Source organism: Martelella mangrovi (assembly GCF_040545495.1).
Classification (GTDB): domain Bacteria; phylum Pseudomonadota; class Alphaproteobacteria; order Rhizobiales; family Rhizobiaceae; genus Martelella; species Martelella mangrovi.
The window spans coordinates 133,252-156,109 of the sequence record NZ_JBEPLY010000006.1; the positions used below are offsets into that span (position 1 = coordinate 133,252).

25 protein-coding genes are annotated in these 22,858 nt (G+C 58.9%); 16 read left to right on the forward strand and 9 right to left on the reverse strand.

Annotated features, from left to right (window positions below; all coding sequences use genetic code 11):
* Nucleotides 1-40: 40 nt before the first annotated feature.
* Nucleotides 41-1,198, forward strand: a complete 1,158-nt coding sequence (gene uxuA / locus ABID12_RS10765) for a mannonate dehydratase (RefSeq protein ID WP_354434207.1) — start codon at nt 41-43, stop codon at nt 1,196-1,198.
* Nucleotides 1,199-1,273: 75 nt separating this feature from the next.
* Here the strand turns inward: uxuA and ABID12_RS10770 are convergent, their stop codons facing one another.
* Nucleotides 1,274-2,248: a glutathione S-transferase family protein gene (locus ABID12_RS10770; protein WP_354434208.1), complete on the reverse strand. Its 975-nt coding sequence runs from the start codon at nt 2,246-2,248 to the stop codon at nt 1,274-1,276.
* Between the two features lie 122 nt (nt 2,249-2,370).
* Nucleotides 2,371-3,078 (reverse strand): NADPH-dependent F420 reductase, encoded by a 708-nt coding sequence (locus ABID12_RS10775; protein WP_354434291.1) that lies wholly within the window; start codon nt 3,076-3,078, stop codon nt 2,371-2,373.
* Nucleotides 3,079-3,148: 70 nt separating this feature from the next.
* On the opposite strand from ABID12_RS10775, the gene ABID12_RS10780 reads away from it, so the two are divergent.
* Entirely contained in the window at nt 3,149-4,048 is a 900-nt protein-coding gene (locus tag ABID12_RS10780; RefSeq protein WP_354434209.1) for a LysR family transcriptional regulator, read from the forward strand.
* 21 nt (nt 4,049-4,069) lie between these two features.
* On the opposite strand, the gene ABID12_RS10785 is transcribed toward ABID12_RS10780, so the two are convergent.
* Nucleotides 4,070-5,797: a CHASE domain-containing protein gene (locus ABID12_RS10785; RefSeq protein WP_354434210.1), complete on the reverse strand. Its 1,728-nt coding sequence runs from the start codon at nt 5,795-5,797 to the stop codon at nt 4,070-4,072.
* A gap of 314 nt (nt 5,798-6,111) precedes the next feature.
* On the opposite strand from ABID12_RS10785, the gene ABID12_RS10790 reads away from it, so the two are divergent.
* Nucleotides 6,112-6,312, forward strand: coding sequence for a CsbD family protein (locus ABID12_RS10790; RefSeq protein ID WP_106303008.1), 201 nt, complete (start codon nt 6,112-6,114; stop codon nt 6,310-6,312).
* Between the two features lie 142 nt (nt 6,313-6,454).
* Here ABID12_RS10790 and ABID12_RS10795 read toward each other — a convergent pair whose 3' ends face one another.
* Together ABID12_RS10795 and ABID12_RS10800 are read right to left on the reverse strand one after the other, a co-directional pair.
* A complete protein-coding gene (locus ABID12_RS10795) occupies nt 6,455-6,619 on the reverse strand; it encodes a DUF1328 domain-containing protein (RefSeq protein ID WP_024710220.1) in 165 nt (54 codons plus the stop codon).
* A 125-nt stretch (nt 6,620-6,744) separates the two neighbouring features.
* Nucleotides 6,745-7,539 carry a response regulator gene (locus ABID12_RS10800; protein WP_106303005.1) on the reverse strand — a complete coding sequence of 265 codons (795 nt, stop codon included), beginning with the start codon at nt 7,537-7,539 and terminating at the stop codon, nt 6,745-6,747.
* Nucleotides 7,540-7,743: 204 nt separating this feature from the next.
* On the opposite strand from ABID12_RS10800, the gene ABID12_RS10805 reads away from it, so the two are divergent.
* From ABID12_RS10805 to ABID12_RS10820, 4 genes are all read left to right on the forward strand, one after another.
* Nucleotides 7,744-7,902 (forward strand): NepR family anti-sigma factor, encoded by a 159-nt coding sequence (locus ABID12_RS10805; protein ID WP_181190682.1) that lies wholly within the window; start codon nt 7,744-7,746, stop codon nt 7,900-7,902.
* Nucleotides 7,899-8,474: an RNA polymerase sigma factor gene (locus tag ABID12_RS10810; protein WP_106303002.1), complete on the forward strand. Its 576-nt coding sequence runs from the start codon at nt 7,899-7,901 to the stop codon at nt 8,472-8,474. Before ABID12_RS10805 ends, ABID12_RS10810 begins: the two co-directional genes overlap by 4 nt.
* A gap of 244 nt (nt 8,475-8,718) precedes the next feature.
* Entirely contained in the window at nt 8,719-10,227 is a 1,509-nt protein-coding gene (locus ABID12_RS10815) for a sensor histidine kinase (RefSeq protein WP_354434211.1), read from the forward strand.
* Nucleotides 10,221-11,528, forward strand: a complete 1,308-nt coding sequence (locus ABID12_RS10820; RefSeq protein ID WP_354434212.1) for a PRC-barrel domain-containing protein — start codon at nt 10,221-10,223, stop codon at nt 11,526-11,528. The genes ABID12_RS10815 and ABID12_RS10820 overlap by 7 nt, the downstream gene beginning before the upstream one ends.
* Before the next feature lie 71 nt (nt 11,529-11,599).
* Here ABID12_RS10820 and ABID12_RS10825 read toward each other — a convergent pair whose 3' ends face one another.
* On the reverse strand, nt 11,600-12,289 hold the full coding sequence (locus ABID12_RS10825; RefSeq protein WP_354434213.1) for a phosphoribosyltransferase: 690 nt from the start codon (nt 12,287-12,289) through the stop codon (nt 11,600-11,602).
* Between the two features lie 162 nt (nt 12,290-12,451).
* Here ABID12_RS10825 and ABID12_RS10830 point away from each other — a divergent pair, with 162 nt between their 5' ends.
* The 7 genes from ABID12_RS10830 (at nt 12,452) to folD (ending at nt 17,522) form a co-directional block, all read left to right on the forward strand.
* Nucleotides 12,452-13,429 carry a magnesium transporter CorA family protein gene (locus tag ABID12_RS10830; RefSeq protein ID WP_319517872.1) on the forward strand — a complete coding sequence of 326 codons (978 nt, stop codon included), beginning with the start codon at nt 12,452-12,454 and terminating at the stop codon, nt 13,427-13,429.
* A gap of 450 nt (nt 13,430-13,879) precedes the next feature.
* Complete coding sequence (locus tag ABID12_RS10835) at nt 13,880-14,224, forward strand: AtpZ/AtpI family protein (protein WP_106303292.1); 345 nt, start codon at nt 13,880-13,882, stop codon at nt 14,222-14,224.
* A gap of 63 nt (nt 14,225-14,287) precedes the next feature.
* Nucleotides 14,288-15,040 (forward strand): F0F1 ATP synthase subunit A, encoded by a 753-nt coding sequence (locus ABID12_RS10840; RefSeq protein WP_106302987.1) that lies wholly within the window; start codon nt 14,288-14,290, stop codon nt 15,038-15,040.
* An 88-nt stretch (nt 15,041-15,128) separates the two neighbouring features.
* Entirely contained in the window at nt 15,129-15,356 is a 228-nt protein-coding gene (locus ABID12_RS10845; RefSeq protein ID WP_018063478.1) for a F0F1 ATP synthase subunit C, read from the forward strand.
* A gap of 82 nt (nt 15,357-15,438) precedes the next feature.
* Complete coding sequence (locus ABID12_RS10850) at nt 15,439-16,020, forward strand: F0F1 ATP synthase subunit B (RefSeq protein WP_319517871.1); 582 nt, start codon at nt 15,439-15,441, stop codon at nt 16,018-16,020.
* Nucleotides 16,021-16,022: 2 nt separating this feature from the next.
* Nucleotides 16,023-16,508, forward strand: a complete 486-nt coding sequence (locus ABID12_RS10855; RefSeq protein WP_106302981.1) for a F0F1 ATP synthase subunit B — start codon at nt 16,023-16,025, stop codon at nt 16,506-16,508.
* Between the two features lie 114 nt (nt 16,509-16,622).
* The gene (gene folD / locus ABID12_RS10860) at nt 16,623-17,522 is read left to right on the forward strand and encodes a bifunctional methylenetetrahydrofolate dehydrogenase/methenyltetrahydrofolate cyclohydrolase FolD (protein WP_354434214.1); all 900 of its coding nucleotides are present in this window, start codon (nt 16,623-16,625) and stop codon (nt 17,520-17,522) included.
* A 13-nt stretch (nt 17,523-17,535) separates the two neighbouring features.
* Here the strand turns inward: folD and ABID12_RS10865 are convergent, their stop codons facing one another.
* Entirely contained in the window at nt 17,536-17,778 is a 243-nt protein-coding gene (locus ABID12_RS10865; protein WP_106302975.1) for an Lrp/AsnC family transcriptional regulator, read from the reverse strand.
* 275 nt (nt 17,779-18,053) lie between these two features.
* Between ABID12_RS10865 and ABID12_RS10870 the strand changes: the two genes are divergently transcribed.
* Complete coding sequence (locus ABID12_RS10870) at nt 18,054-19,538, forward strand: NAD-dependent succinate-semialdehyde dehydrogenase (RefSeq protein ID WP_354434215.1); 1,485 nt, start codon at nt 18,054-18,056, stop codon at nt 19,536-19,538.
* Between the two features lie 292 nt (nt 19,539-19,830).
* Here ABID12_RS10870 and efp read toward each other — a convergent pair whose 3' ends face one another.
* A complete protein-coding gene (gene efp, locus ABID12_RS10875) occupies nt 19,831-20,400 on the reverse strand; it encodes an elongation factor P (RefSeq protein ID WP_106302970.1) in 570 nt (189 codons plus the stop codon).
* Nucleotides 20,401-20,541: 141 nt separating this feature from the next.
* Here efp and epmA point away from each other — a divergent pair, with 141 nt between their 5' ends.
* A complete protein-coding gene (gene epmA, locus ABID12_RS10880; protein WP_354434216.1) occupies nt 20,542-21,603 on the forward strand; it encodes an EF-P lysine aminoacylase EpmA in 1,062 nt (353 codons plus the stop codon).
* 9 nt (nt 21,604-21,612) lie between these two features.
* Here the strand turns inward: epmA and cel5A are convergent, their stop codons facing one another.
* On the reverse strand, nt 21,613-22,719 hold the full coding sequence (cel5A, locus tag ABID12_RS10885) for an endoglucanase Cel5A (RefSeq protein WP_354434217.1): 1,107 nt from the start codon (nt 22,717-22,719) through the stop codon (nt 21,613-21,615).
* Nucleotides 22,720-22,858: the final 139 nt, after the last annotated feature.

Sequence of the window (22,858 nt, forward strand, 5' to 3'; positions counted from 1 at the left end):
TGCTCCCGACTGTTTCAGAGAATAATGACAGGAGAATACCATGAAGGAAAGCTGGCGCTGGTTCGGACCCAATGATCCGATTTCACTTGCAGAGGTGCGCCAGACCGGCGCGACCGATATCGTGACCGCGCTTCACGAATTGCCGAACGGCGTGCTGTGGGAACGCGAGGCGATTGCCGCCCGGCGTGACCTGATTGCCGAAGCCGGCCTTACCTGGTCCGTCGTTGAAAGCATTCCCGTTCACGAGAAGATCAAGACGGCTGAACCCGGTTGGGAAGAACTGGCCGAAACCTGGGGCCGCTCCGCGCAGAACCTGGCGCGCGAGGGCGTGAAGACGATCTGCTACAATTTCATGCCGGTACTCGACTGGACGCGCACGGACCTCACCTATCCGCTGGAAGACGGCGCGCTGGCGCTCCGCTTCGATTATCTGCTCTATGTCGTGTTCGATCTTTTCATCCTGCAGCGCAAGGGCGCGGAAGCCGATTATCCGGCAGACGTCGTCGAAAAGGCCGAAGCCCGCTTCAAGACGCTGAACGAAGATGCCATTGCCAAGCTCATCAGCACCGTGCTGGCCGGTCTGCCCGGCGCCGAGGAAAGCTACACGCTTGAAGATTTCCGGGGGCAACTCGCCCGTTATGATGCGATCGATGCCGCAGCCCTTGCGGAACAGCTTTCGCGTTTTCTGGAAATCGTCGTGCCGATGGTGGAAGAAGCCGGTGGCGTCATGGCGATCCATCCCGATGACCCACCGCGTCCGCTGTTCGGCCTGCCGCGCGTGGTCTCGACGGTTGAGGATATGGACCGGATTGCCGCCCGCGTGCCGAGCCCTGCCAATGGCTTCACCTTCTGCACCGGTTCCTACGGTATCCGGCCCGAAAACGATCTGCCTGCGATGCTGAAAAAGCATGGAGACCGGGTGCACTTCCTGCACCTGCGTGCCACCAAGCGTGAAGAAGATGGCATGAGCTTCCACGAAGCCCCGCATCTGGAAGGTGATGTCGATATGGTGGCGGTCGTCCGGGCAGCGCTTGAGGTCGAAAAGGCCAGAGGCGTCCAGCTTCCCTTCCGTCCCGACCACGGTCACGCCATCCTTGACGACCAGTCGCGCAAGACCAATCCGGGCTATCCGCTGATTGGCCGCCTGCGCGGCCTGTCGGAAGTCCGCGGCATCGCCCGGGCGCTTGCCGAAGTATAAGAGACCTCCTGTCCGGTGCGGACCTGCAAGGCGTTGTCTGCCTTGCAGGTCCGGATCGCAGGGAAAGTGAAGGCGTCAGCCTGCTTGCCCGACCGCCTTCAGCAAGGCTTCGACATGCGCCGGGCCGACCGGGCGTATGCGTGTCGGGTTGAGCGCCTTGATCGAATAATAGCCACGGGTGATATGGTCCATATTCACCGTTTCGCGGACGCCGGGAAGGCGGAGCACCTTTTCCATATAGGCCGAGAGCCTTGGATAGTCGGCAATCTGCCGGCGGTTGGTCTTGAAGATGCCGTGATAGGCCGCATCGAAACGGATCAGCGTTACGAACAGGCGGATATCAGTTTCGGTCAACTGATCGCCGAACAAAAATCCTCCATCCAGACGTTCTTCCAGCTCGTCCAGCATCGAAAAGACACCGGCCACAGCCTCGTCATAGGCTTCCTGCGTGGAGGCAAATCCCGCCTTGTAGACGCCGTTGTTGAGAAGGTCGTAGATACGCGGGTTCAATGCGTCGATCTCTTCCCGCAGGGCTTCCGGGTAAAAATCATAGTCGGACGGCACCAGATGCTCGAACGCGGTGTTGAGCATGCGCACGATATCCGCGCTTTCATTGTTCACCATCACATTGCGCTTCATGTCCCAGAGGGCGGGAACCGTCGCGCGGCCGGTAAAATGCGGGTCGGCGCGGGTGTAGAGCTCATGGATATAGCGCGAACCGAAAAGCGGGTCCTCGTCAGCCCCCGGATAACCGCCGAACTGCCAGCCCTGATCCGACATGACGGGGTTGACCACGGTGATCGGGATCAGGTCGGAAAGCCCTTTAAGCTTGCGGGCGATCAGCGTGCGCGATGCCCAGGGGCAGATATAGGCGACATAGAGCCGGTAGCGCCCGGCCTCGGCCTCAAACCCGCCCTCGCCGGTCGGGCCGGGCGCGCCATCTGGCGTGATCCAGTTGCGGAAGGATGATGTCTGGCGCACGAAGCGGCCTTTTTCATCCTTTTTCTGCACGGGCTGCCAGTCAGCGCTCCATTTTCCGTCTACAAGCATGGGTTCTCTCCTTGATGCGCGCCGTCATGGGTCCCGTTTGAAACCATGACGACGGCTGTTTTACCTAAGATAGCACGGCGGCATCAGAGCAGGCTGCCGCCGCCGCGCAGTGCCGACGCGTATCAGCGGGTCAGCCAGAAGGGCGCGATCTGCGTGCCCTGACCGAGCATGTAGCCGAACTGGATGTTCATGAAACCGAGCGGTTCCAGATAGCGGGCATTGGCGAGGCCGCCGGCATTGCGGGCATCAAAGCCGGCTTCACCGGAAACCGAGATCACGGTCTGCTTGGCTTCATCGTCATCGGAGGCAACGAAGGTCTGCACCGGCGTGCCGTTGAAGCTCAGGCCCTCAGCATAAAGGTCGGCAAAGACGGTGTTGAACGCCTTGACCACGCGGGCGCCGGGAAGTGCCCTGGCGATTTCCTCTGCTGCCGAATTCTCGCCGGAAACGACCAGGCCGGAAAAGTCGCCCTTGATCGGGTTGGTCAGGTCGACCACGATCTTGCCGGCGAAATCCGCCTGATCGGCCAGACCTGCAATAGCGCCGTAAGGCAAAGCGAGGATCACGATGTCGGCCTGCGCGACGGCGGCGGCAATGCCGGCAGCCTGAACGGTGAGACCGTCTTCGGCAAGCTTGGCTGCGGCCGCTTCACCACCATTGCGGTCGGCGACGACAACGCCGTGCTGTGTCTTTGCAAAAGTGCGGGCGAGGCCAGAGCCGATATTACCGGTACCGAGAATTGCAATGTTCATTTTCATCTCCTTGGCGCTTTTTCTGAAGCGCGCTGTCCTTGGGCGTTTGCGCCCTGCGTTGTTCGATGACCAGAAGATGCGCCTTGCTTACAATCTTTAAAAGGGCGAATATGAAGAATGATATTCCTCGTATTGTTCGGAATAAAATATGGATCTGATCGACGGTTTTCGGGTTTTCGTTGCCGCAGTCGAAAGCGGCTCCTTTGCCGCAGCGGGCGAGCGGCTTGGCATTTCGGGAAAGCTGGCCTCCAAATATCTGGGTGAACTGGAAGACCGGCTCGGTGTACGCCTGCTTCAGCGCACCACCCGCCGTCTGGGCATGACGGTGGCCGGTGAAAATCTCTACGGCCGTCTGCCGCACTGGCTGGATGAACTGGACGAAATCCGCAGTGACCTGAAGGAGAGCGGCTCCGGCCTCTCGGGAACGCTCAGGGTTTCCGCGCCGCTGACCTTCGGCGAACTTCTCGTCCAGCAGATGCTGCGCCGGTTTCAGGAACGCCACCCAGATTTGATCGTCGACCTGCGCCTGTCGGACAGTTACGTGGATCTGGCTGCCGAAGGCATTGATACGGCCATCCGCATCGGCAATCTGGCAAATTCCGCGCTGATCGCCCGCAAGCTCGGAGAAACGGCGATGGTGATGGTGGCAACGCCGGCCTATCTGGAGCGCTGCGGCAACCCGCAACGCCCTGAATACCTTCAACAGCACGAATGCATCCGCGATACCAATCTGAGGACCCCAGGGGGCGGCTGGCCGCTGGTGGACAATGATGAACCTGTCCGCATTCCGGTTCACGGGCATTATCTTGTCAATTCAGCGCGTGTCGCCCGTGATATCTGCCTTGAGGGGCAGGGCATTGCCCTTTGTCCCGATTATGTTGTGGGAGACGACATTGCGTCAGGCCAACTGGTGCAGGTGCTCAAGCCTCACCAACCTGCGCCGCTCGATATTCACGCGGTCTATCTTGAAGGCAGGCGCATGCCGCGCCGGCTGCGCGCCTTCCTTGACTTCCTGAAGACGGAGCCGCTGCGTTTTACCAAAGTCTGAACCGGCGGACGAAGGCGGGGCTTACCCGTTATACACGGTTCCGTCCTTTGCGCGCCGTCTGCGCCGCCAGCGTGTGCGCCGGGTCTGGGGATCGGCGGGATTTGGAACCTTGATTTCGACGGTGAGGCCGTTTTCGCGATAGTGCCGCTCGATGGTTCCCTGCAGCTCCCCGATGATGTTGGCATCGATCAGCCGTGTTCCAAAACCCTTGCGTTCGGGTTTGGAAACGGGGGCGGGGCCATGCTCCCGCCAGAAAAGTCTGAGTTTACGCTGCGAACCCGTGCCGTCGTAAAACCATGAAACATCAAGGCTTCCGCCATTGTCCGCCATGCCGCCATATTTCAGCGCATTGGTCGCCAGCTCATGGAAGGTCAGGCTAAAGGCCTGGGTGGCCTTTTCTTCAAGTTCGACGGCGGGACCTGAAACCTGGTAATGGGTGTCGGCATCACCGAAGACCTGATCGAGTTCCTTCGAAAGCAGTTCCCGAAGGTCGGCCCGCTGCCAGCGCGAGCGGGTCAGGACATCCTGTGCCGTCGACATTGCCTGAAGGCGGGCAGCGTATGATTCCATGAACTGGTCGAGGGTGTCGGCGTGGTGAGCGGTCTGCCGGGCGATCGCGAGCATGCGGGCAATCGAGTTCTTGATCCGGTGCTTCATCTCCTGAAGCATCAGTTCGCGTTCCTGAAGCGATTTCTGGGTGACGCGCTGGACTTCCCTTGCGGCGGCAAGCGCCCTGATCTGCCACTGTGCGGCAAGAGACAGCGCCACGGCGAGAAGCAGGGCGACGGAGCCGACGACAAAGGGCGTGATATCGAAGGCGGCCTTTTTGAAGGCGGCGCTCGGCGTCATCTTCATAACCCAGGTGCGTCCGGCGATATCGACTTCGCTGGTGATCGCCAGGGTGTTGTCTGCCAGCTCTCTGTCAAAACTTGCCGATTTGAACAGCAGCGTATCGGGGACATCCTGGTCATAGGCTTCGATCGCTACAGGCGATGCCGGCTCATCGTCCATGACGGCGGCGTAAAGGTCCCCGGCGCGGAACGGAGCGTAGATGAAACCGGAAAGCGGCAGGTTGCCTTCGGCATCATTGGGCCCGCCGTCGATCTTGAATGGCAGATAAAGCAGAAACCCGGTCTGCTTTTGCGAGGTGATTTCCTGAACGAGTTGAACCGGTCCACTGGCGCGCGGCGTGTCATTGGCAAAGGCGACGGCCATGGCCTCACGGCGGGCCGGGTCGCTGTACATGTCGTAGCCGATGGCCGCCCGGTTGCGTTCGTCTTCCGGCTCCAGAAGCACGATGGCTGCGCGGAAATCCTGATCGGTTTCCGGCCAGATTTCGATGTTTTCGCCATAAAACCGGGCGATCATGTTCTCGGCATTGGCTTCGTTGCCGGTATAGATCATGCGGGCAAAGCCGATGCCCTGGATCCCGTCATAACGGCCCTCGGTATCCAGTCCGTCGACATAGGTGCGGAAGGCATCGCGATCCACCATGCCGTCAGTTGCCTCGAAAAAGGCCTTGGTGGCTTCCAGCAGCGACATGTGCTGATGGAAACGGCTGACAATCCGGTCAACTGCGTCCCCGGCGACGATTTCGAATTTGGCGCGGCGTTCCACTTCGGAGGCACGGTAGATCGAAAACGACATGCCGAGACCGATGATCGTTACGACCAGAAAGACCAGAGCCGGCAAAAAGCGGGTCAGCAGGGGAAGCCAGTTTGCCCTAACGTTATCGAGAACCTTTCGCATATTTTCGCGGACGCCCAATCTGCAGGCTTGAAAGCCTATTCTGTTTCATTCCATGGGTGGAAATGAGGTGTTTGGTTTTCGGTGATGATCAAGCAGGCTAAACGTTTTGCGCGCAGTTGTCTGGCACCGTGGATGTGTCAGCGCTTACCGGAACACAAAGCGCTACCGTGTACATTCCTTTTTTTCGATATATTGTCAATCAACCTTTCGCCTCATCAATACAAGCGTTTGAACTGACCGGTCTTACGGAACCGCAGCGTTGTCCTGTGCGTTCTACCCACTCAATAACAAAGCAAGCTGAAAGGAGCGAGCTTATGAACTGGGATCGTATTGAAGGCAACTGGAAACAGTTTACGGGAGAAGCACAGGCCCAGTGGGGCAAGCTGACCAATGACGATCTGGATGTCGTTGCCGGTAAACGCGAAAAACTCATCGGCAAGATCCAGGAGCGCTACGGCAAGGAACGTGATGAAGCCGAGCGCGATGTCGACAGCTGGATGTCTCGCATGAACTGATCGCCAAAGCGCGATGTGTGAAAGAGCAGCGGTGAAAAACCGCTGCTTTTTTATGGTTTGCAGACCGATGCTGTTGTTGAAGCAACAAAAAAAACGGCCCCGAAGAGGAGGCCGTTTTTTTTGTTTTCCGATATCCGTGTTGTTATCTGCTGCGCGCAAAGTTGACGATGACGGCGACCGCGAAGAACAGCAGGAACAGGAAGAAAAGGATCTGGGCAATACCCGCGGATGCACCGGCAATACCGCCGAAGCCGAGGGCGGCGGCTACAAGGGCTATGACCAGAAAAACAGCAGCATAGTAAAGCATGATACGCTCCTTTGTTTCGTGAAAGTAGAACGCATCACCGTGGGCCGGGTTCCGAAACAAAACAAAAAAGGCGGCCGGAGCCGCCTTTCATGGGAACGTGTGGTTTTCCGGTTGGAAACCGGTCTTCAGGCCGCTTCTTCGTGCGTTTCCTGGAAGAACAGGGCCTGGCTGATCAGCGCCTTGACCATGTCCGGATTGAACGGCTTGGTGACGAGGAATGTCGGTTCGGGACGTTCGCCGGTCAAAAGACGTTCTGGGAAGGCGGTGATGAAGATCACCGGAATGGAATCATGTTCCAGAATGTCGTTCACCGCGTCGATGCCGGAGCTGCCGTCTGCCAGCTGAATATCGGCCAGAACCATGCGGGGCTTGGAGCTGTTGTAAAGCGCGACGGCTTCCTTGTGGGTGCGCGCTATCCCCGTCACCCGGTGTCCAAGGCTCTCGACCATCTGTTCGATATCCATGGCGATCAGCGGTTCATCCTCGATGATCATGATATCGGTGGCAACCTGACGGGAGATTTCCGACGAGGCTTCATCGATCAGGCCCGGTACGACATCGGGATCGACTTCCAGAATTGCAGCCGTTTCCTCATGTGAGAAATTTTCCAGCGAGATCAGCAGGAAGGCCTGCCGCGGCTTGGCCGGCAGCGCCATCAGATTGGCGGCGGCGCGCTTTTCCCAGGAGTAGGGCGAGTCAATATTTTCGATCTCGATTGTCGTGGAACCGAAAAGGCGTGAAAAGAGTTTATAAAGTGCAACCTTGTCATCTCCGTCCTCCGGGAAGAGAGAGACGTCCTCGATCAGCGTTTCGAGTACGGCGGCAACATAGGCATCGCCAGAAGTTTGCGATCCGGTCACGGCGCGGGCATAGCGTCTGAGGTATGGCAAATGGGCAGCGATACGGGTTGAAAGCGACATAATTATTCAGTCTCCTGCCTCGGTAGGTCTGTTTGGGAAGGCTCAAAGAGCACTTTCAGTTAACTGCAATGCGCGGGCGTAAAAAAAGTTCCGGCATCGGTGGAACTTTTTATAACGGCCGGCGTTTTCGATCAGAACACGCAATTGAGTACTAACGGGATAAAACTGGTGAAAAGCAACAGCAGCCTGGGAAAGGGGCAGGCCATGCCTGGCACGGCCAAAAGCCCGGAAGAGGCAATCAGCCGACGCCTCAAGGCGCTCTATCATGCCGTCGAGCAGGAAGAAATTCCGGATCGTTTTCTTGATTTGCTCGAACGCCTTGATGCGGCCGAGTCCGAATCGACGCGCAGCGCGAAAGGATGACAGCCTTGGTCAGGGATGACGATACGAGCTTCAAGCGCGATATGCTGAAAACCGTGCCGAGCCTGCGCGCCTTTGCGGTGTCGCTGAGCGGGCATCAGGACCTCGCCGACGATCTGGTGCAGGATACGATCATGAAAGCCTGGGCCAAGCAGGACAGCTTTGCCGAGGGTACGAATATCAAGGCGTGGCTGTTCACGATCCTGCGTAATGAATTCTATAGCCAGATGCGCAAGAGCGGTCGCGAGATACAGGATTCCGACAACGTCTTTACCGAACGCCTGTCGACCCATCCGGCCCAGTATGGCGCGATGGATCTGCGCGATTTCCGCAAGGCGCTGAACCGTTTGCCCGATGATCAGCGCGAGGCGATCATTCTGGTCGGCGCTTCCGGCTTTTCCTATGAAGAGGCCGCTGAAATCTGCGAATGCGCGATCGGCACGATCAAGAGCCGGATTGCGCGGGCGCGCGGCAAGCTTCAGGAGCTTCTGGACATTGATGGAGAACTCGACTTCGGGCCGGATGCCAATTCCGCCTCGGTGGTCGGTAGTGCATTCGTGTCGCGGCCGGCATGAGGACATGCGGAACGGTCGCTGACCTGTCCACAGATTGATAAATCCGGGGTGCTGCGGTCATTGCGATCGCAGTGCCCCATTTGCGTATGCCCGAACGGATTTGATTAAATTCAGTTTGCAAGGGAACCTAAGCCAGGATCGGGCGTTCATGAGGGTGACCGGTTTTCTTTGGTCGTCACGGTGATCCGACATTCGGCGGGAGAGCGCGCTCTTTACGCCATGAAAATAAAGAGCTTTTGAACCAGTGGAACATTTGCCCACCGACATTGTCGACGCGATCAAGGATCAGGACCGACTCAACACGCTTTCGCAGACAATCATGCGCGCCGCCGAAACCGATGAGGACTTCGTCGCCATTGTCGAGGCGGCGGCGTTGCGTTTTTCATGCCCCGCAGCCCTTATCCTGATTGCCGATTATGACGAAAATTGGGTGCAGGCGGTTCATGGCATGGCGCCCGAGGTGGTCCCGACGCGCTCGGGCCTTTTCGTTTATCCGCTGGTGCTGAAAACGGATCCGGCGCTGATCCTCAACGATCCGGCCGATCAGAGCCATCTCACACCGTCCGTCCCCTCGTTTGAGGGCAAGCCCGTCCGGTTTTTTGCAGGCGCGCCGATCAAGGTTCACGGCGTCAATGCCGGTTCGCTCTGCGTGATCGATAGCAAGAACCATCACGATATTTCCTCTGAAGATGCCGCGGCGCTGCGCCGGCTCGCCAATCTGGCCGGCTCGCTTTACGAGCTGAAGGATGCTGCGCGCGGCAAGGTCTCGGCGGACCTTGCGCTGTCACGTGCCCAGAAGCGCCACTCCATGGCATTGCGGGCCGGTAATATCGCCGCCTGGAGCTGGGACCGGAAAAGCAACACGGTGGAGTGCGACAACGTGTTGCGCGAAATGCTCGGTCTGCCGGTCGGGGAGGTGTTGACCTGGCGCCGCGTTCTGCGCGCCATTGCGCCGGAAACGCGCATTCCTCTGTTGCGCCGGTTCAGGGCGGCGCTTGAGCGCGGTGAGGAATATCAGTGCGAATTCAAGGCTGCAAACACGGGAAAATGGCTGCTGTCGCTGGGCGGCGCTTATGAGAGCGTTCTGTCTCCGGAAGAGAGCGGGTCGGTCTTCGGTGTCGTGGTGGATATCTCCGTCACCAAGGAATCCGAGCAGAAGACACGGCTGCTCCTGCGTGAACTCAATCATCGGGTCAAGAACACGCTGGCGATCGTCCAGTCGATTGCCGGGCAGACATTGCGCAGATCGCGCACGTCGGCTGAATTCAACATGGCGTTTTCCGGCCGGCTGCAGGCGCTTTCGGCAGCCCATACACTGCTTTCGGATGAGCAGTGGGGGGCAATCGCGCTCGACCGCCTGATGCGCTCACAGATCGCGCCCTATATCGACAGCGGCAGCCGCCAGGTCGATATTCATGGAAGTGCTGTCTATCTCGACCCCGATGAAGCGCTGGCGCTCGGCCTTGTGATCCACGAGCTGGCGAGCAATGCCGCCAAGTTCGGTGCGCTTTCAACGCGAGTCGGTGTTGTCGATATCACCGTTGCCTGCAGCACTGACGGCAATGGCACGCCGCATCTCGAACTCGACTGGGTGGAGGTCGGGGGGCCGCCGGTTATGCCGCCGGAGCAGCGTGGTTTCGGCAGCGTGCTGATCGAGCGCAGCCTCGACAAGATTATCGGCAGCAATGTCGATGTCGATTTTGCCGATACCGGTCTGAGGGTTCACATCAGGATGCCGCTGCGCTTTTGCTGAGCGGTCTGAAAAAGACGTTCCGCCTGACAGCCTCTGAAGCATGCCGTTCCCGTCCTGACACATCAGGGCGGGTTTGTTTTTTTTCGTCGTACCGGCGAAAAAAAGTGATCGGTGCAGGAACAAGATTCCAGCCAGTACGTTTTGTTGGTGTGATGCAGGTGAGAAGAAAAACGATAAAATATAGTAATAAACAAATCCTGCAACGAAACACCCAAGAAGAGAGGAGTATTAAAATGCTTCGCAAGATTCTTTCGACTACGGCAATTGTTGCGATTGTTTCCACTGGCGCGGCTTACGCGCAGGATTCTACCAATACCGATACGATGAACAGTGAACCTGCGGCGACCTCCGGCATGGATGCCGGTATGGAAACCGGCGCGACGCCGGTATTCCCCGAGCGCCAGGCTGCTGCGGAAGACGCCAAGGGCTTTTTCGGCGCGACCGACCAGCAGGTTCTGGCAAGTTCGCTTCTCGGCTGGCCCGTTTACGGGCAGAATGCCGGTGAACAGGAGCGCGAGCAGGTCGGCGATATCAACGATATCGTGATGGACTCCGACGGCAGTGCGACTGCTGCCGTGATCGGCGTTGGCGGTTTTCTCGGAATTGGTGAGAAAGAAGTCGCCGTTTCATTCGACCGTCTGAGCTGGCAGCAGGGTGAGCAGGGCAACTGGCTGACCATTGATGCCACGAGCGAAGAGCTCGAAAACGCTCCGGCCTTCGAATATGATGATGCTAACCTGATTGAGGGCGGCACGGCCGCTGTTCAGCAGGAAGCGGATCAGCTGAAGACGGCAACCGGTGACGCCGCCAATAACGTTGCCAATGAAACGCAGGATCTGGCCAACACGGCGGGTAACGCCATGAACGAGGCCGGTGAGGCGGCAGGCAACGCCATGGATGAAATGGTTGCCGGCGTGGACAGCATGGGTGACGACGCCGCTGAAAACATGAATGCGGAAAACCCGATGCTGGAAGGTATGTCGGAAGTCGACATGGCCTCGGTTTCCTTCGATGAGCTTGAGGGCGCATCCGTTCTGAGTTCCGAAGGTGACAGCGTTGGTGAAGTGTCGAATGTCATGACCCATGGCGATCAGAGCCAGAATATTCTGATTGTCGATGTCGGTGGTTTTCTGGGGCTCGGTGAAAAACCGGTTGCAATTTCTGCCGATGCGGTCACGATCATGAGTGACGGGGATGTCTACATCGTAGAGACCCGTTTTGATCGGGAAACGCTGGAAAATCAGCCGGAGTTTTCCGAGGAAGCGTTGAATGAAAACCCTGATGCAGTTCTTCTGAACTGATAAAGGAAGCAGTTCGTTGCGGAAGCCCGTGGTCTTCGGACCACGGGTTTTTTCTGTGTTCAGGGCGAGTGTCAGCCGGCAGGCCTTTCATGCCATTTGCCGCCTTCACCGCGTTGCAGTTCGGGGGTCGAAAAACAGGCCTCAATGGTCTCGGCCAGTGCGGGGTCGTAATCTTGAAGCATCTTGCGGTGTTTGTGCGTCTGCAGCATGGCCGTGCCGATCGCCACCGGGCGGATGCCGCATTTTTCAAGCAGAGACAGTCCGGCAAGGATCGACCGACCGGACGAGATCACGTCGTCGATGAGTGCCACGCGCTTTCCCGAAAGAAGCGGCAGCATGCGCGGATCGATGAACAGCCGCTTGTCCTGATCGGGCGTGGTGACCGAGCTGACCGGCATTGAAAGGGCGTCCTCGTACCAGAATTTGCGGGAATTTCCGAGCGGCACGAAGCGCTCATGTCCGAGCGCTCTTGCCACGCTTGCAGCCAGTGTCAGCCCGAGTGTCGGCAGGCCGACGACAATATCCGGTTTTGCCTGCGCCAGGCGCGCGGCCAGATCGGCGGCAAGCGCCTCGGTCACTGCGAACGACGCCTGGTTGATGATCAGCGAGGCAAGGCCCCGCTCGCCGCCGTCCAGCGTCCGGATCGGCAACAGCAACTGGCGACCGTCTGCAAGCGTTGCCGGGTAGGCCTTTGTCAGCGGCGCATGCGCGTCGATTGAGTGCGGCGGCAGAAAATCCTGCCAGAAATCATGAGGTTGCATGAGGGCGATGTCCATGTTGCGGCGAACGGGCGGTGCGGGCGACGGTGTTTAGAGCGCTTTATGCCTGACACAGGGCGTATAAGCGTGAAAAACACACTTGCCCTGCCTTTTATGCTTGGGTAGCCAATAGAGGCAAGTGTGCGGGGAAAGGACGGGGTTCGAATGATCCATCTTTACAAGGCAGGCGGCGTCAAGACGGCCTTGCCGTCAGGTGACGCATCCGAACCCCTTGGTGACGATGTCGTCTGGATCGACATGCTCGATCCGACCGAGGCGGATATGCGCCAAATGGAAACGCTTCTGGGGGTGATGCTGCCGACCCGCGAGACCCTGAAGAATATCGAGCCTTCGAGCCGCTATTACACCGAGGGCAACGCTGTCTACATGACGGCGTCGATCGTGATGAATGTGGATTTCGGCCTTGCCCAGCTCACCGATGTCGGCTTCATCCTCGCCGAAGGCCGGCTGATCACCATCCGCCATGCCGAGCCGAAGCCGTTTTTTCTGTTTGCCGCCGACATGAAGCGTCTCGATCTCGGTCCGGGGCAAGGCGTGCGTGTGCTGGCCAATCTCCTCGATACGATCGTTGATCGCACCGCGGAAATTCTGGAGCTTGCGGTGGCCAGGATCGACAACATATCGATTGCCGTTTTCGGGGAGGGCGCGCGCGGTCGCCGCCGCCCACCTGCCGAACTCGAGGAACGGCTGATCGAGATTTCGGCCTGTCACCGGCTGGTGAGCAAGACCCGCGACAGCCTGATTACGCTGGCGCGTCTGTCAACCTATGTGCAGGCGCTCGAGCAGGTGCACGGCGACAAACCCGCCAAGGATGTGTGTCGTATCGTCGCCCACGATATCCAGTCGCTTGCCGAGCATGCCAGTTTCGTGTCCTCGAACATCTCTTTCCTGCTTGATTCTTCGCTTGGCCTCGTCAATCTCGAACAAAACAACATCATGAAGCTGTTTTCGGTGGTTTCCGTGGTGTTCGCGCCGCCGATGCTGATTGCCGGTATTTACGGCATGAACTTCGACCGCATGCCCGATCTGCACTGGACCTACGGTTACCCGGCGTCCCTTGCCGCCATGCTGTTGACGGGCGTGCTCGCCATCTACTGGTTGCGTTCGCGCGGCTGGTTCTAGAGCGTTTCAGACTGAGATGGAATCGTTCTGCGGCAAGGAATTTGCGCCAGAACCAAGGACTTTGGCGCAGGGCATAGCCGAAGCTATGTCCAAGCCGAAGACCGCCGGGAATGGCGCAAATTCATGCCGCCCTTCAGGGTTTGCCGAAACCGGCCCTCCACTTTGTCGAAGCCCTTCGACATAGCTATGGCTATGCCGCGCGGGCTTCTTCGCGTGGAATGACCGGTTTGGGCAAACAGAACTGTTTCCATCTCAGTCTGAAATGCTCTAGGCGCTGTCATGAACAATTTTCGTCGTCCGATTGCCGTTCTCCTGCAGCTTGACTAGCATAAGGAGGAAAACTATGGTGCGCGCGACTTGACCGGGGGGTCCCAAAGGCTTTATCGCATTGCTGAAATGTCCACGTATGGTCGGTAACGGCCATGGCGGATTTTTGAGAAAGCGGAAAGTATGGCAGAGGACGGGCAGGAGGACTTGGAAGAGCGCCGCAAGCGGCTTGCCAGTGAACTTGGCGCGCGGCGGAAGAGCCAGGACGGAGAGAGCCGGAAGGCGGCAGGATCGTCTGCCAATGACCGGCGTGAAATGTCGAAGGGGCTGAAGCTTTCGAGCGAATTTATGGCCGCCATCTTCGTCGGTTTCATGCTCGGCTATCTCCTCGACAAGTTCGCCGGGACCAGCCCCTGGGGCATGATCGGCTTTCTTCTCCTCGGATTTGGTGCCGGGGTATTGAATGTATTGCGCTCCGTCGGTTATGTGGCTGAGCCGGAAGACCGTCTGAAGAAGGACGGGAAGTAAATTTGGTTCTGCGCGCATGACCTTAAGGGTTGGTCGCGCGCAAGGTGAGAAGAGAGAGCTCAGGTGTCAAACGATCCGACCCATCAGTTTCAGATCCACAGTATCGTTCCGATCAATGTCGGCGGACTGGACTTTTCCTTCACCAACGCATCGCTGTTCATGGCGATTACGGTCGGTGCCGCAGCCGGCTTCATGTTTCTGGCAACATCGAAACGCGGCCTGATTCCGTCGCGCACGCAGTCGATCGCGGAACTGCTTTACGAGTTTGTCGCCTCGATGCTGCGGGAGGGCGCGGGGACAAAGGGCATGGTGTTCTTCCCCTTCGTGTTGACGCTGTTCCTGTTCCTGCTGACAGCTAATCTGATTGGCATGTTCCCCTATTTCTTCTCGGTGACGAGCCAAATCGTCGTCACCTTCGCTCTAGCAATCATGGTCATGTGTGTCGTCGTCGGCTACGGCGTTTACAAGCACGGCTTCGGTTTCTTCAAGGTTTTCGTGCCGTCGGGCGTTCCCGCGGCGCTCCTGCCGCTGGTGACGCTGATCGAGATCGTTTCGTTTCTCTCGCGTCCCATCAGCCTGTCGGTTCGTTTGTTTGCCAACATGCTGGCCGGCCACATCACGCTCAAGGTTTTCGCCGGCTTTGTCGTTTCGCTCAGCGCGATCGGCACGATCGGAACCGGCGGCGCGATCCTGCCTCTGGCCATGACCGTCGCTCTGACGGCGCTGGAATTCCTGGTCGCCTTCCTGCAGGCCTATGTGTTTGCAGTCCTGACCTGCATGTATCTCAATGATGCCGTCAACGCAGGCGAACACTAGGGAATAAACTCTGTCGGTTCCTGCTGGACAGCAGGGGCCGGCATCGCTATTAAGCCGCAACAACCCATTCTTTCGAAGGAGTTCTTTTATGGAAGCGGAAGCAGCAAAGTTCATTGGTGCCGGTATTGCATGCCTCGGCATGGGCGCAACCTCCATGGGTCTGGGCCGTATCTTCGGTGACTACCTCACCGGCGCACTGCGCAACCCCTCTGCAGCTGACAGCCAGTTCGGCCGTCTGGTCTTCGGCTTTGCCGTGACCGAAGCGCTCGGCATCTTCTCGCTGCTCGTCGCTCTTCTCCTGCTCTTCGCCGTTTAAGTTTTAAGCGGTCTGACGTTTAGGTCACGGCGTCCGTTTTCGGCGCCGTGTCCACTGTTGTCGAAGACCTTTGGAGGCGAGCATGATTGTGACACCGGCTCTGGCGCAGACCTCGGAAGGCGCAGAAGCGCATACCGAGACGACGCTGGCCGAAATAGAGCATCACGAAGAACAGGTGTTCCCGCCATTTGATTTTGCGACTTTCCCGTCGCAGATCCTGTGGTTGGCCATCACGTTCGGACTCTTCTATCTGATGATGAAGAGGATGATCATTCCGCGCGTCGGCTCCATTCTGGAAGACCGGCATGACCGGATTGCTCAGGATCTCGACGAGGCCGAAAGGCTGCGTAACGAGGCCGATGCCGCGATTGCCGCTTATGAAAAGGAACTGGCCCGGGCGCGCGATGAAGCGCGGTCGATATCGGCGGCTGCCGCCGATAAGGCCCGTGCCGAGGCCGAGGCCGAACGGGCCCAGGTCGAAGGCGAGCTTGGCAAGAAGCTGACCGAGGCCAATGCCCGGATCGAAAAGGTTCGCTCTGAAGCGTTGCAGGAAGTCGGCTCCATTGCCGAAGAGACTGCCGCCCAGATCGTGACCCAGCTGATCGGCGGGCGCGTGGCCAAGGGCGATGTCGAAGCGGCCGTTTCATCGGTCAAGGAGGGCTGATCATGTCACTTGATGCGACATTTTATGCCTTTGTAGGCCTGGTTCTGTTCTTCATCGTCGTGGCCTATTTCAAGGTTCCCGGAATTCTGCTTCGCTCGCTTGATTCGCGCGCGGACGAAATTCGCGATGAACTGGCCGAAGCCAAACGTCTGCGCGAAGAAGCCCAGCATGTGCTGGCCGATTACCAGCGCAAGCGTCGCGAAGCCGAGGACGAAGCCAAGGATATCGTTGCCGCTGCCGAGCGCGAGGCGCAGGCGATCAAGGAAGAGGCACACCGCAAGACGCAGGAATATGTCGAGCGTCGCACGGCCTTTTCCGAGCAGAAGATTCGCCAGGCCGAGCAGGATGCCATCGAGGCGGTGCGCAGCGCTGCCGTTGATGTCGCCGTGGATGCGGCGCGCATCGTTCTGGAAAAGAAAGCAACCCCGGCAGTTCAGTCGAAGCTGTTTTCCAAATCTGTTGATTCGGTCAAAAAGCGTCTCAACTGAGTGGACCGGCAGGTCGTGCTTTTCAGAATATTTCGGCAAGCGCTCCGGCGCTTGCCGTTTTTCGTTTCCGGCGCCTGAACAGGGCGACAGCAGAAAGATTTCGGGAGTTTCTACATGGCAGAACGCATTGACGGCAAGGCAATTGCCGCCGGGGTCATCGAGAAGATCAAGACGGCCACGGCAGAACTCAATACCGCAAAAGGCGTCGTCCCCGGCCTGGCGGTCGTGATCGTGGGCGACGATGCCGCAAGCCACACCTATGTGGCCGCCAAGGGCAAGCGCGCCAAGGAATGCGGCTTTCATTCCGTTCAGGTGACGCTCGATGCCGACACCAGCCAGGCCGATCTGGAAAAGGTCGTTGGCGAGCTGAATGCCGATCCGGCCATTCACGGCGTTCTGGTTCAACTGCCGCTACCCGTTCATCTTGACGAATTTCCGGTCATCCAGATGATCCGCCCGGAGAAGGATGTCGACGGGCTTTCGATCGTCAATGCGGGCAAGCTTGCTGTCGGCGACCTGAAGACCGGCCTGATCTCCTGTACGCCGGCCGGCGCGATGATCCTCGTCCGCTCGATCCATGGCGACGATCTTTCCGGGTTGAACGCTGTTGTCGTCGGCCGTTCCAACCTGTTCGGAAAACCCATGGGCCGGTTGCTTCTGCAAGCCAACGCCACGGTCACCATGGCCCATTCGCGCACCGCTGATCTCGCGTCGGTGTGCCGCAATGCCGATATCCTGGTCGCAGCCACCGGCCGGGCGGAGATGGTCAAGGCCGACTGGGTGAAACCGGGTGCTACCGTGATCGATGTCGGAATTACCCGTGTTCCCGCACCCGAGCGCGGCGAAGGCAGGACCCGGCTTTTGGGCGACGTTGATTTTGCCGCCTGCGAACCCGTGGCCGGGGCGATTACGCCGGTGCCCGGCGGTGTCGGGCCGATGACGATCACCATGCTGATGGCCAATACGCTGATCGCCGCCTATCGCGCGGCCGGCCTCGAAGCGCCGCGTTTTTGAAAGCGGCGCCTTGCTAGCTGAAGGCCTTGAAGGTGACGAGGGTGAAGGTGTCTTTCACCCCGTCGATCGTCTGCAGACGGCTGGTGACGAAATGGCCGATATCGGTTTCGGCCGGCAGGTAGAATTTCGCCAGAAGGTCGTAATGTCCCGAGGTCGAATAGATTTCCGACGTCTCCTCAAGCGTGCGCACCACGACATCTGCGACATCATAGGCCTGTCCGGGGTGGCATTTGAACTGCACGAAAATGGTCTGCATGGTTTATCCTGACGCGCTCATGGGGCGGAGCCTGCGGTCCGCGCCGATTGATATGGATTCCACCTATCGGAAAACCGGGACCATCGCAAATCATGCCATTTTCCGACTTGCCTGAAATGACCCGGTGATCTCAAATCTCCACCTTGATATGCTGTGCAGGTGTTTTACCTGCATATCTCAAGTGGAGGGCAGGCTTCGGTGCGCTTTTGCGGATCGGTACGGAACAAAGCCTGCCGGGCATGGCGTTAAGGATAAAGACAAGAGGGAGACCAATCATGGCCATTACCGATAAACTCGCTGATCATCTCAAGGACAAGACACTGGCCGGAGCGGGAGCCTTTGTTGCGGGGACGTGGCGTGAACAATCTGCCGACGGCAAGACCTTCGATGTCACCAATCCCGCCAACGGCGCAGTGATTGCGACACTGCCGAATTGCGGCCGGACGGAGGTCGATCAGGCTATTGCGGCCGCCCACGAAGCGCAGAAATCCTGGGCAAAAAAGACGGCCAAGGAACGCGCCTCCATCCTGCGCGCGCTCTATGACCTGATGGTGGAGAATGCCGACGACCTTGCCACCATCCTCACCATGGAAATGGGCAAGCCCTGGGCAGAGGCGCGCGGCGAGATCCTCTACGGCGCGTCGTTCGTCGAATGGTTTGGCGAAGAGGCCAAGCGTATGTATGGCGACATGATCCCCGGCCACCAGACCGACAAGCGCATCATGGTCATTCGCCAGCCTGTCGGCGTGGTCGGCGCCATCACGCCCTGGAACTTTCCCAATGCCATGCTTGCCCGCAAGATGGCCCCGGCGCTGGCCTCCGGCTGTGCGATGGTGTGCAAACCGGCACAGATGACGCCGCTTTCTGCGCTTGCCATCGCCTGCCTTGCAGAAAGAGCCGGATTGCCGGCGGGGCTTTTATCGGTTGTCACCGCAACCAGTTCCTCGATGGTCGGCAAGGCGTTCAGCGAGGATGACCGTGTTCGCAAGATCACCTTTACCGGATCGACCGAGGTCGGCCGTATCCTGATGCGGCAGGGGGCTGACCAGATCAAGAAGATGAGTCTCGAACTTGGCGGCAATGCGCCGTTCATGGTGTTTGACGACGCCGATCTGGATGCCGCAGTCGAAGGCGCGATTGCATCCAAATACCGCAATGCCGGCCAGACATGCGTGTGCGCCAACCGGCTTTATGTTCAGTCCGGCGTCTATGACGAGTTTGCCGAAAAGCTTGCTCGCCGGGTCGCGGAGTTGACTGTCGGGGACGGCATGGCCGAGGGCACGGATATCGGCCCGCTGGTTGATGAAGCGGCGGTCGAAAAGGTGAAAGACCACATTGAGGATGCCGTCTCGAAAGGCGCTGAAATCAGGCTTGGCGGTGAACACCACGAGAAGGGTGGTCTGTTCTTCCAGCCGACCGTGCTGACGGGCGTCACGCCGGAGATGAAATGCGCACGTGAGGAGACCTTCGGCCCCGTCGCGCCGCTGTTTCGCTTCGAGAGCGAGGAAGACGTGATCGCGATGGCCAACGATACCGAATTCGGCCTTGCCTCCTATTTCTTCTCCCGCGATCTGGCGAAGGTTTTCCGGGTCGCCGAGGCGCTGGAATATGGAATTGTCGGCGTCAACACCGGCCTGATCTCCACCGAAGTGGCCCCCTTCGGCGGCATCAAGCAGTCGGGAACCGGCCGCGAGGGTTCGAAATACGGCCTCGAGGATTATACCGAGCTGAAATATATCTGCCTCGGCGGTATCGAATAGGTGCTGGACGAAAAAAGGCGGACCGTCAGGGCGTTTCAGGACGCTGACAAAAGTCCGTGACAGAGAAGAGCCTGTCCGCCAGCTTTCCCACAGGTGTCATGCTCGGACCTGATCCGAGCATCCATTTTACTCGAATTCTCGAATGTAAACACGCCTTCACGACCACATGTCGTGTTGCCCTGGATCCTCCGGTCAAGCCGGAGGATGACGCAGAGGAGGGGCGGCGGCTTGGAGAATGAAAAAAAGGCGGTCCGTCAGGCCCGCCTTTTTCATTGTCCGCAACGGCGGAAAATCAGTCCTTGGCGCGCTCGACGTAGGAGCCGTCCTCGGTCAGGATCACCACGCGGGTGCCGGCGTTGATGTGCGGGGGCACCATGGTGCGCACGCCGTTCGACAGCATCGCCGGCTTGTAGGATGAGGAGGCCGTCTGGCCTTTGACCACGGGTTCCGTCTCGGTAATTTCGAGCGTGACGTGGCGCGGCAGTTCCAGCGAGATGGCGATCCCCTCATGAATGGAGAGGATGACATTCATGCCTTCGGAAAGGTAGTTGGCGGCGTCACCGACGTCCTCGGCGCTCATCGTCAGCTGATCGTAGGATTCCGGGTTCATGAAGTGGAACCCTTCGCCGTCGCTGTAGAGGAAGGTGTGGTCGGTATCCTCAACGAAGGCCCGCTCGACCTGCTCCGTTGTTTTCCACCGTTCCGAAACCTTGGTGCCATCGGCAATGCGGCGCATGTCGACCTGGGTGACGGGCGTGCCCTTGCCGGGGTGAAAATTCTGGGCGGTAAGAACGACATAGAGCTTGCCGTCGACATCGACGACATTGCCCTTGCGCAGCGATGAGGCAATGACCTTGACCATGAGACTTCCTTGCTTTGGCGGCCGGGACTATCTATAGACCGCGCATTCCCTTGAATTCGTGAGAGCGGGACTAACGTAAAATCGCCCCGAATTCCAGTGCCAAACGCCTGATTGGGCGCAAGCTGACGCAAAGGCGGAAAAATGCCGGACAAAAACGACCCCGCCGGATTATCGCAGTGGTGGCGCGCCGACCGACACCAGGACCGCCGTCCGGCGCTGATGGCGCGCAACCGGGTCATGACAGCGATGCGCAACTGGTTTGCCGGCGAAGACTTTGTCGAGGCCGACCTGCCGGCGCTGCAGGTTTCGCCGGGAAACGAAACCCATCTGCACGGCTTTTCAACGGCGATGATCGGCAATGACGGCGGTGCGCAGACCATGTATCTGCACACCTCGCCGGAATTTACCGCCAAGAAACTGCTGGCGGCCGGCGAAGAACGGCTGGTGAGCTTTTCCCATGTCTACCGCAACCGAGAGCGCGGGCCGCTGCATCATCCCGAATTCACCATGGTGGAGTGGTATCGTGCCCGGGAACCCTATCACCGGCTGTTTGCCGATTGTGCGGCGCTTCTGTCGCTTGCGGCCGAAGCGGCCGGGACGGACCGTTTTGCCCGGGGTGAAAGCACCTGCGATCCCTTTGCCGAAATCGAACGTCTGAGTGTTGCCGAGGCTTTCGAACGCCATGCGGGGATTGACCTTCTTTCAACCATCGGACCGGACGGCAAGACCGAACGTGACGGACTGGCCGCGCAGATGAAAGGGCAGGGGCTGCAATACAGCGAGGACGACAGCTGGTCGGATCTGTTTTCGCGTGTGCTGGTGGAAAAGATCGAAGCCAATCTCGGTCATGGCCGGGCGACGTTTCTGGATTGCTATCCGGCCCCCGAGGCAGCCCTTGCCCGCAGAAGCGGGGCGGACCCGCGGACAGCCGAACGGTTTGAGCTTTATGTCTGTGGCGTTGAGCTTGCCAATGGCTTCGGCGAACTGACCGATGCCGCAGAGCAGCGGGTACGTTTCGAGGCCGATATGGCGGAAAAACAGCGCATCTACGGCGAAACCTACCCGATTGACGAGGATTTCCTGAAAGCGCTTCAGCATATGCCGCCGGCAAGCGGCATCGCTCTGGGTTTCGACAGGCTGGTCATGCTGGCCACCGGCGCGCGCCGTATCGAGGATGTGCTCTGGGCGCCGGTTGCCGGGTGAAAGACCCCGTCAACGACCATTGCAGGCGTTGCGGGAAAGGTCGTTATTGGCGAGGATCGGCTGCAGGGTGCGCAGTTGCGCGCCGCCACCGTTCCTGAGGTCCGGCTGGATGATCATCGGCGCATTCTTGGGCCACCAGTCGCCACTGGCCCAGTAGGCCCAGCCAATCCAGGCCTTCTGATCGTTCTGGATGATGTCGGCCATCTGTTTCAGGCCCCGCAGACAGTTGAACTGGTCCGAAGTGCCGAACTCGCCGAGGAAGCCCTGATAGTCATTGGCATTCAGCCAGTCCGTAAAGCTCCTGATCGCGTCGACAGCGCCTTTGATATGGCTGCAGTCGTCGGCCTTGCCGGAATAGTCGGCATCGGCATATTGGTGCACTTCGAAGGCGAAATTGTCCTGCGGGTCGACAACGCCGGTCATGACGGACGCATTCGAGGGGCCGTAAAAATTCTGGTCCCAGCTGTGGGCGCCGGTCCAGGCCGTGCCCGGAACGAAGATCAGGTTTCCCGCGCCGATATTGCGGATTGCGGCAATCGCGGCATTGGCGGCGGTGAGCCATTCCGGGGCTTCGATGTCGTGCGGCTCGTTCATCAGCCCGAAGATGATGTCTTCGTCATTGGCGAAGACCGCGGAAAGCCGCTTCCAGAAATCGGCAAAGGCATCGACCGGCACATCGGGGCTTCCGATGACCTTTCCGTGGTACCGCGCATAGTTATGCGGGTCGAGAATGACGACCATATTATTGTCGCGGGCGTCTTCGACGGTTTCCTGTATGCGCGACAGTTCGGTCGAATCGAGAACACCGTTCAGCGACGGCTGAAGCCGTTCCCAGAGGAATGGCAGGCGGATCGCGTTGAACTTGTCGGAGGCAAGGGAATCGATCGTTTCCTTCGACGGGTAGATATAGCCCTGTCCATAGGGCTGGCCCGGCTGGCCGAATTCGGCGCCGGCAACATTGATGCCGTGGAGCGTCATTTCACAGCCCTGCGCAGAAGCTGCCGTCGACGACAGCACCATGGAAAGGGACGCGGTTGCAAGCGCGGCAACATGAAACGGCCTCTTCAGTCTCGCGGAAAATGACCGGTCCCGCGAATATCCCCTAGAACGACGCATATACTGTGACTCCATTCCGCCTGCGGGTGGCTCGGCCCCATCATGACAGGTGATAATTATTGAAACTATAGCGCGGCGGAACCCTTTCAAGTCAAGTCAGACGTTTGACGATGCAATGGCATCGGCCGTTTACAGGCAG

Excerpts from the sequence above, each read along its gene's own strand:
- uxuA (WP_354434207.1), top strand. The coding sequence starts at position 41 with ATGAAGGAAAGCTGGCGCTGGTTCGGACCCAATGATCCGATTTCACTT.
- ABID12_RS10770 (WP_354434208.1), bottom strand. The coding sequence starts at position 2,248 with ATGCTTGTAGACGGAAAATGGAGCGCTGACTGGCAGCCCGTGCAGAAA.
- ABID12_RS10780 (WP_354434209.1), top strand. The coding sequence starts at position 3,149 with ATGGATCTGATCGACGGTTTTCGGGTTTTCGTTGCCGCAGTCGAAAGC.
- ABID12_RS10785 (WP_354434210.1), bottom strand. The coding sequence starts at position 5,797 with ATGCGAAAGGTTCTCGATAACGTTAGGGCAAACTGGCTTCCCCTGCTG.
- ABID12_RS10790 (WP_106303008.1), top strand. The coding sequence starts at position 6,112 with ATGAACTGGGATCGTATTGAAGGCAACTGGAAACAGTTTACGGGAGAA.
- ABID12_RS10795 (WP_024710220.1), bottom strand. The coding sequence starts at position 6,619 with ATGCTTTACTATGCTGCTGTTTTTCTGGTCATAGCCCTTGTAGCCGCC.
- ABID12_RS10800 (WP_106303005.1), bottom strand. The coding sequence starts at position 7,539 with ATGTCGCTTTCAACCCGTATCGCTGCCCATTTGCCATACCTCAGACGC.
- ABID12_RS10805 (WP_181190682.1), top strand. The coding sequence starts at position 7,744 with ATGCCTGGCACGGCCAAAAGCCCGGAAGAGGCAATCAGCCGACGCCTC.
- ABID12_RS10810 (WP_106303002.1), top strand. The coding sequence starts at position 7,899 with ATGACAGCCTTGGTCAGGGATGACGATACGAGCTTCAAGCGCGATATG.
- ABID12_RS10825 (WP_354434213.1), bottom strand. The coding sequence starts at position 12,289 with ATGCAACCTCATGATTTCTGGCAGGATTTTCTGCCGCCGCACTCAATC.
- ABID12_RS10830 (WP_319517872.1), top strand. The coding sequence starts at position 12,452 with ATGATCCATCTTTACAAGGCAGGCGGCGTCAAGACGGCCTTGCCGTCA.
- ABID12_RS10835 (WP_106303292.1), top strand. The coding sequence starts at position 13,880 with ATGGCAGAGGACGGGCAGGAGGACTTGGAAGAGCGCCGCAAGCGGCTT.
- ABID12_RS10845 (WP_018063478.1), top strand. The coding sequence starts at position 15,129 with ATGGAAGCGGAAGCAGCAAAGTTCATTGGTGCCGGTATTGCATGCCTC.
- ABID12_RS10850 (WP_319517871.1), top strand. The coding sequence starts at position 15,439 with ATGATTGTGACACCGGCTCTGGCGCAGACCTCGGAAGGCGCAGAAGCG.
- ABID12_RS10855 (WP_106302981.1), top strand. The coding sequence starts at position 16,023 with ATGTCACTTGATGCGACATTTTATGCCTTTGTAGGCCTGGTTCTGTTC.
- folD (WP_354434214.1), top strand. The coding sequence starts at position 16,623 with ATGGCAGAACGCATTGACGGCAAGGCAATTGCCGCCGGGGTCATCGAG.
- ABID12_RS10865 (WP_106302975.1), bottom strand. The coding sequence starts at position 17,778 with ATGCAGACCATTTTCGTGCAGTTCAAATGCCACCCCGGACAGGCCTAT.
- ABID12_RS10870 (WP_354434215.1), top strand. The coding sequence starts at position 18,054 with ATGGCCATTACCGATAAACTCGCTGATCATCTCAAGGACAAGACACTG.
- efp (WP_106302970.1), bottom strand. The coding sequence starts at position 20,400 with ATGGTCAAGGTCATTGCCTCATCGCTGCGCAAGGGCAATGTCGTCGAT.
- epmA (WP_354434216.1), top strand. The coding sequence starts at position 20,542 with ATGCCGGACAAAAACGACCCCGCCGGATTATCGCAGTGGTGGCGCGCC.
- cel5A (WP_354434217.1), bottom strand. The coding sequence starts at position 22,719 with ATGCGTCGTTCTAGGGGATATTCGCGGGACCGGTCATTTTCCGCGAGA.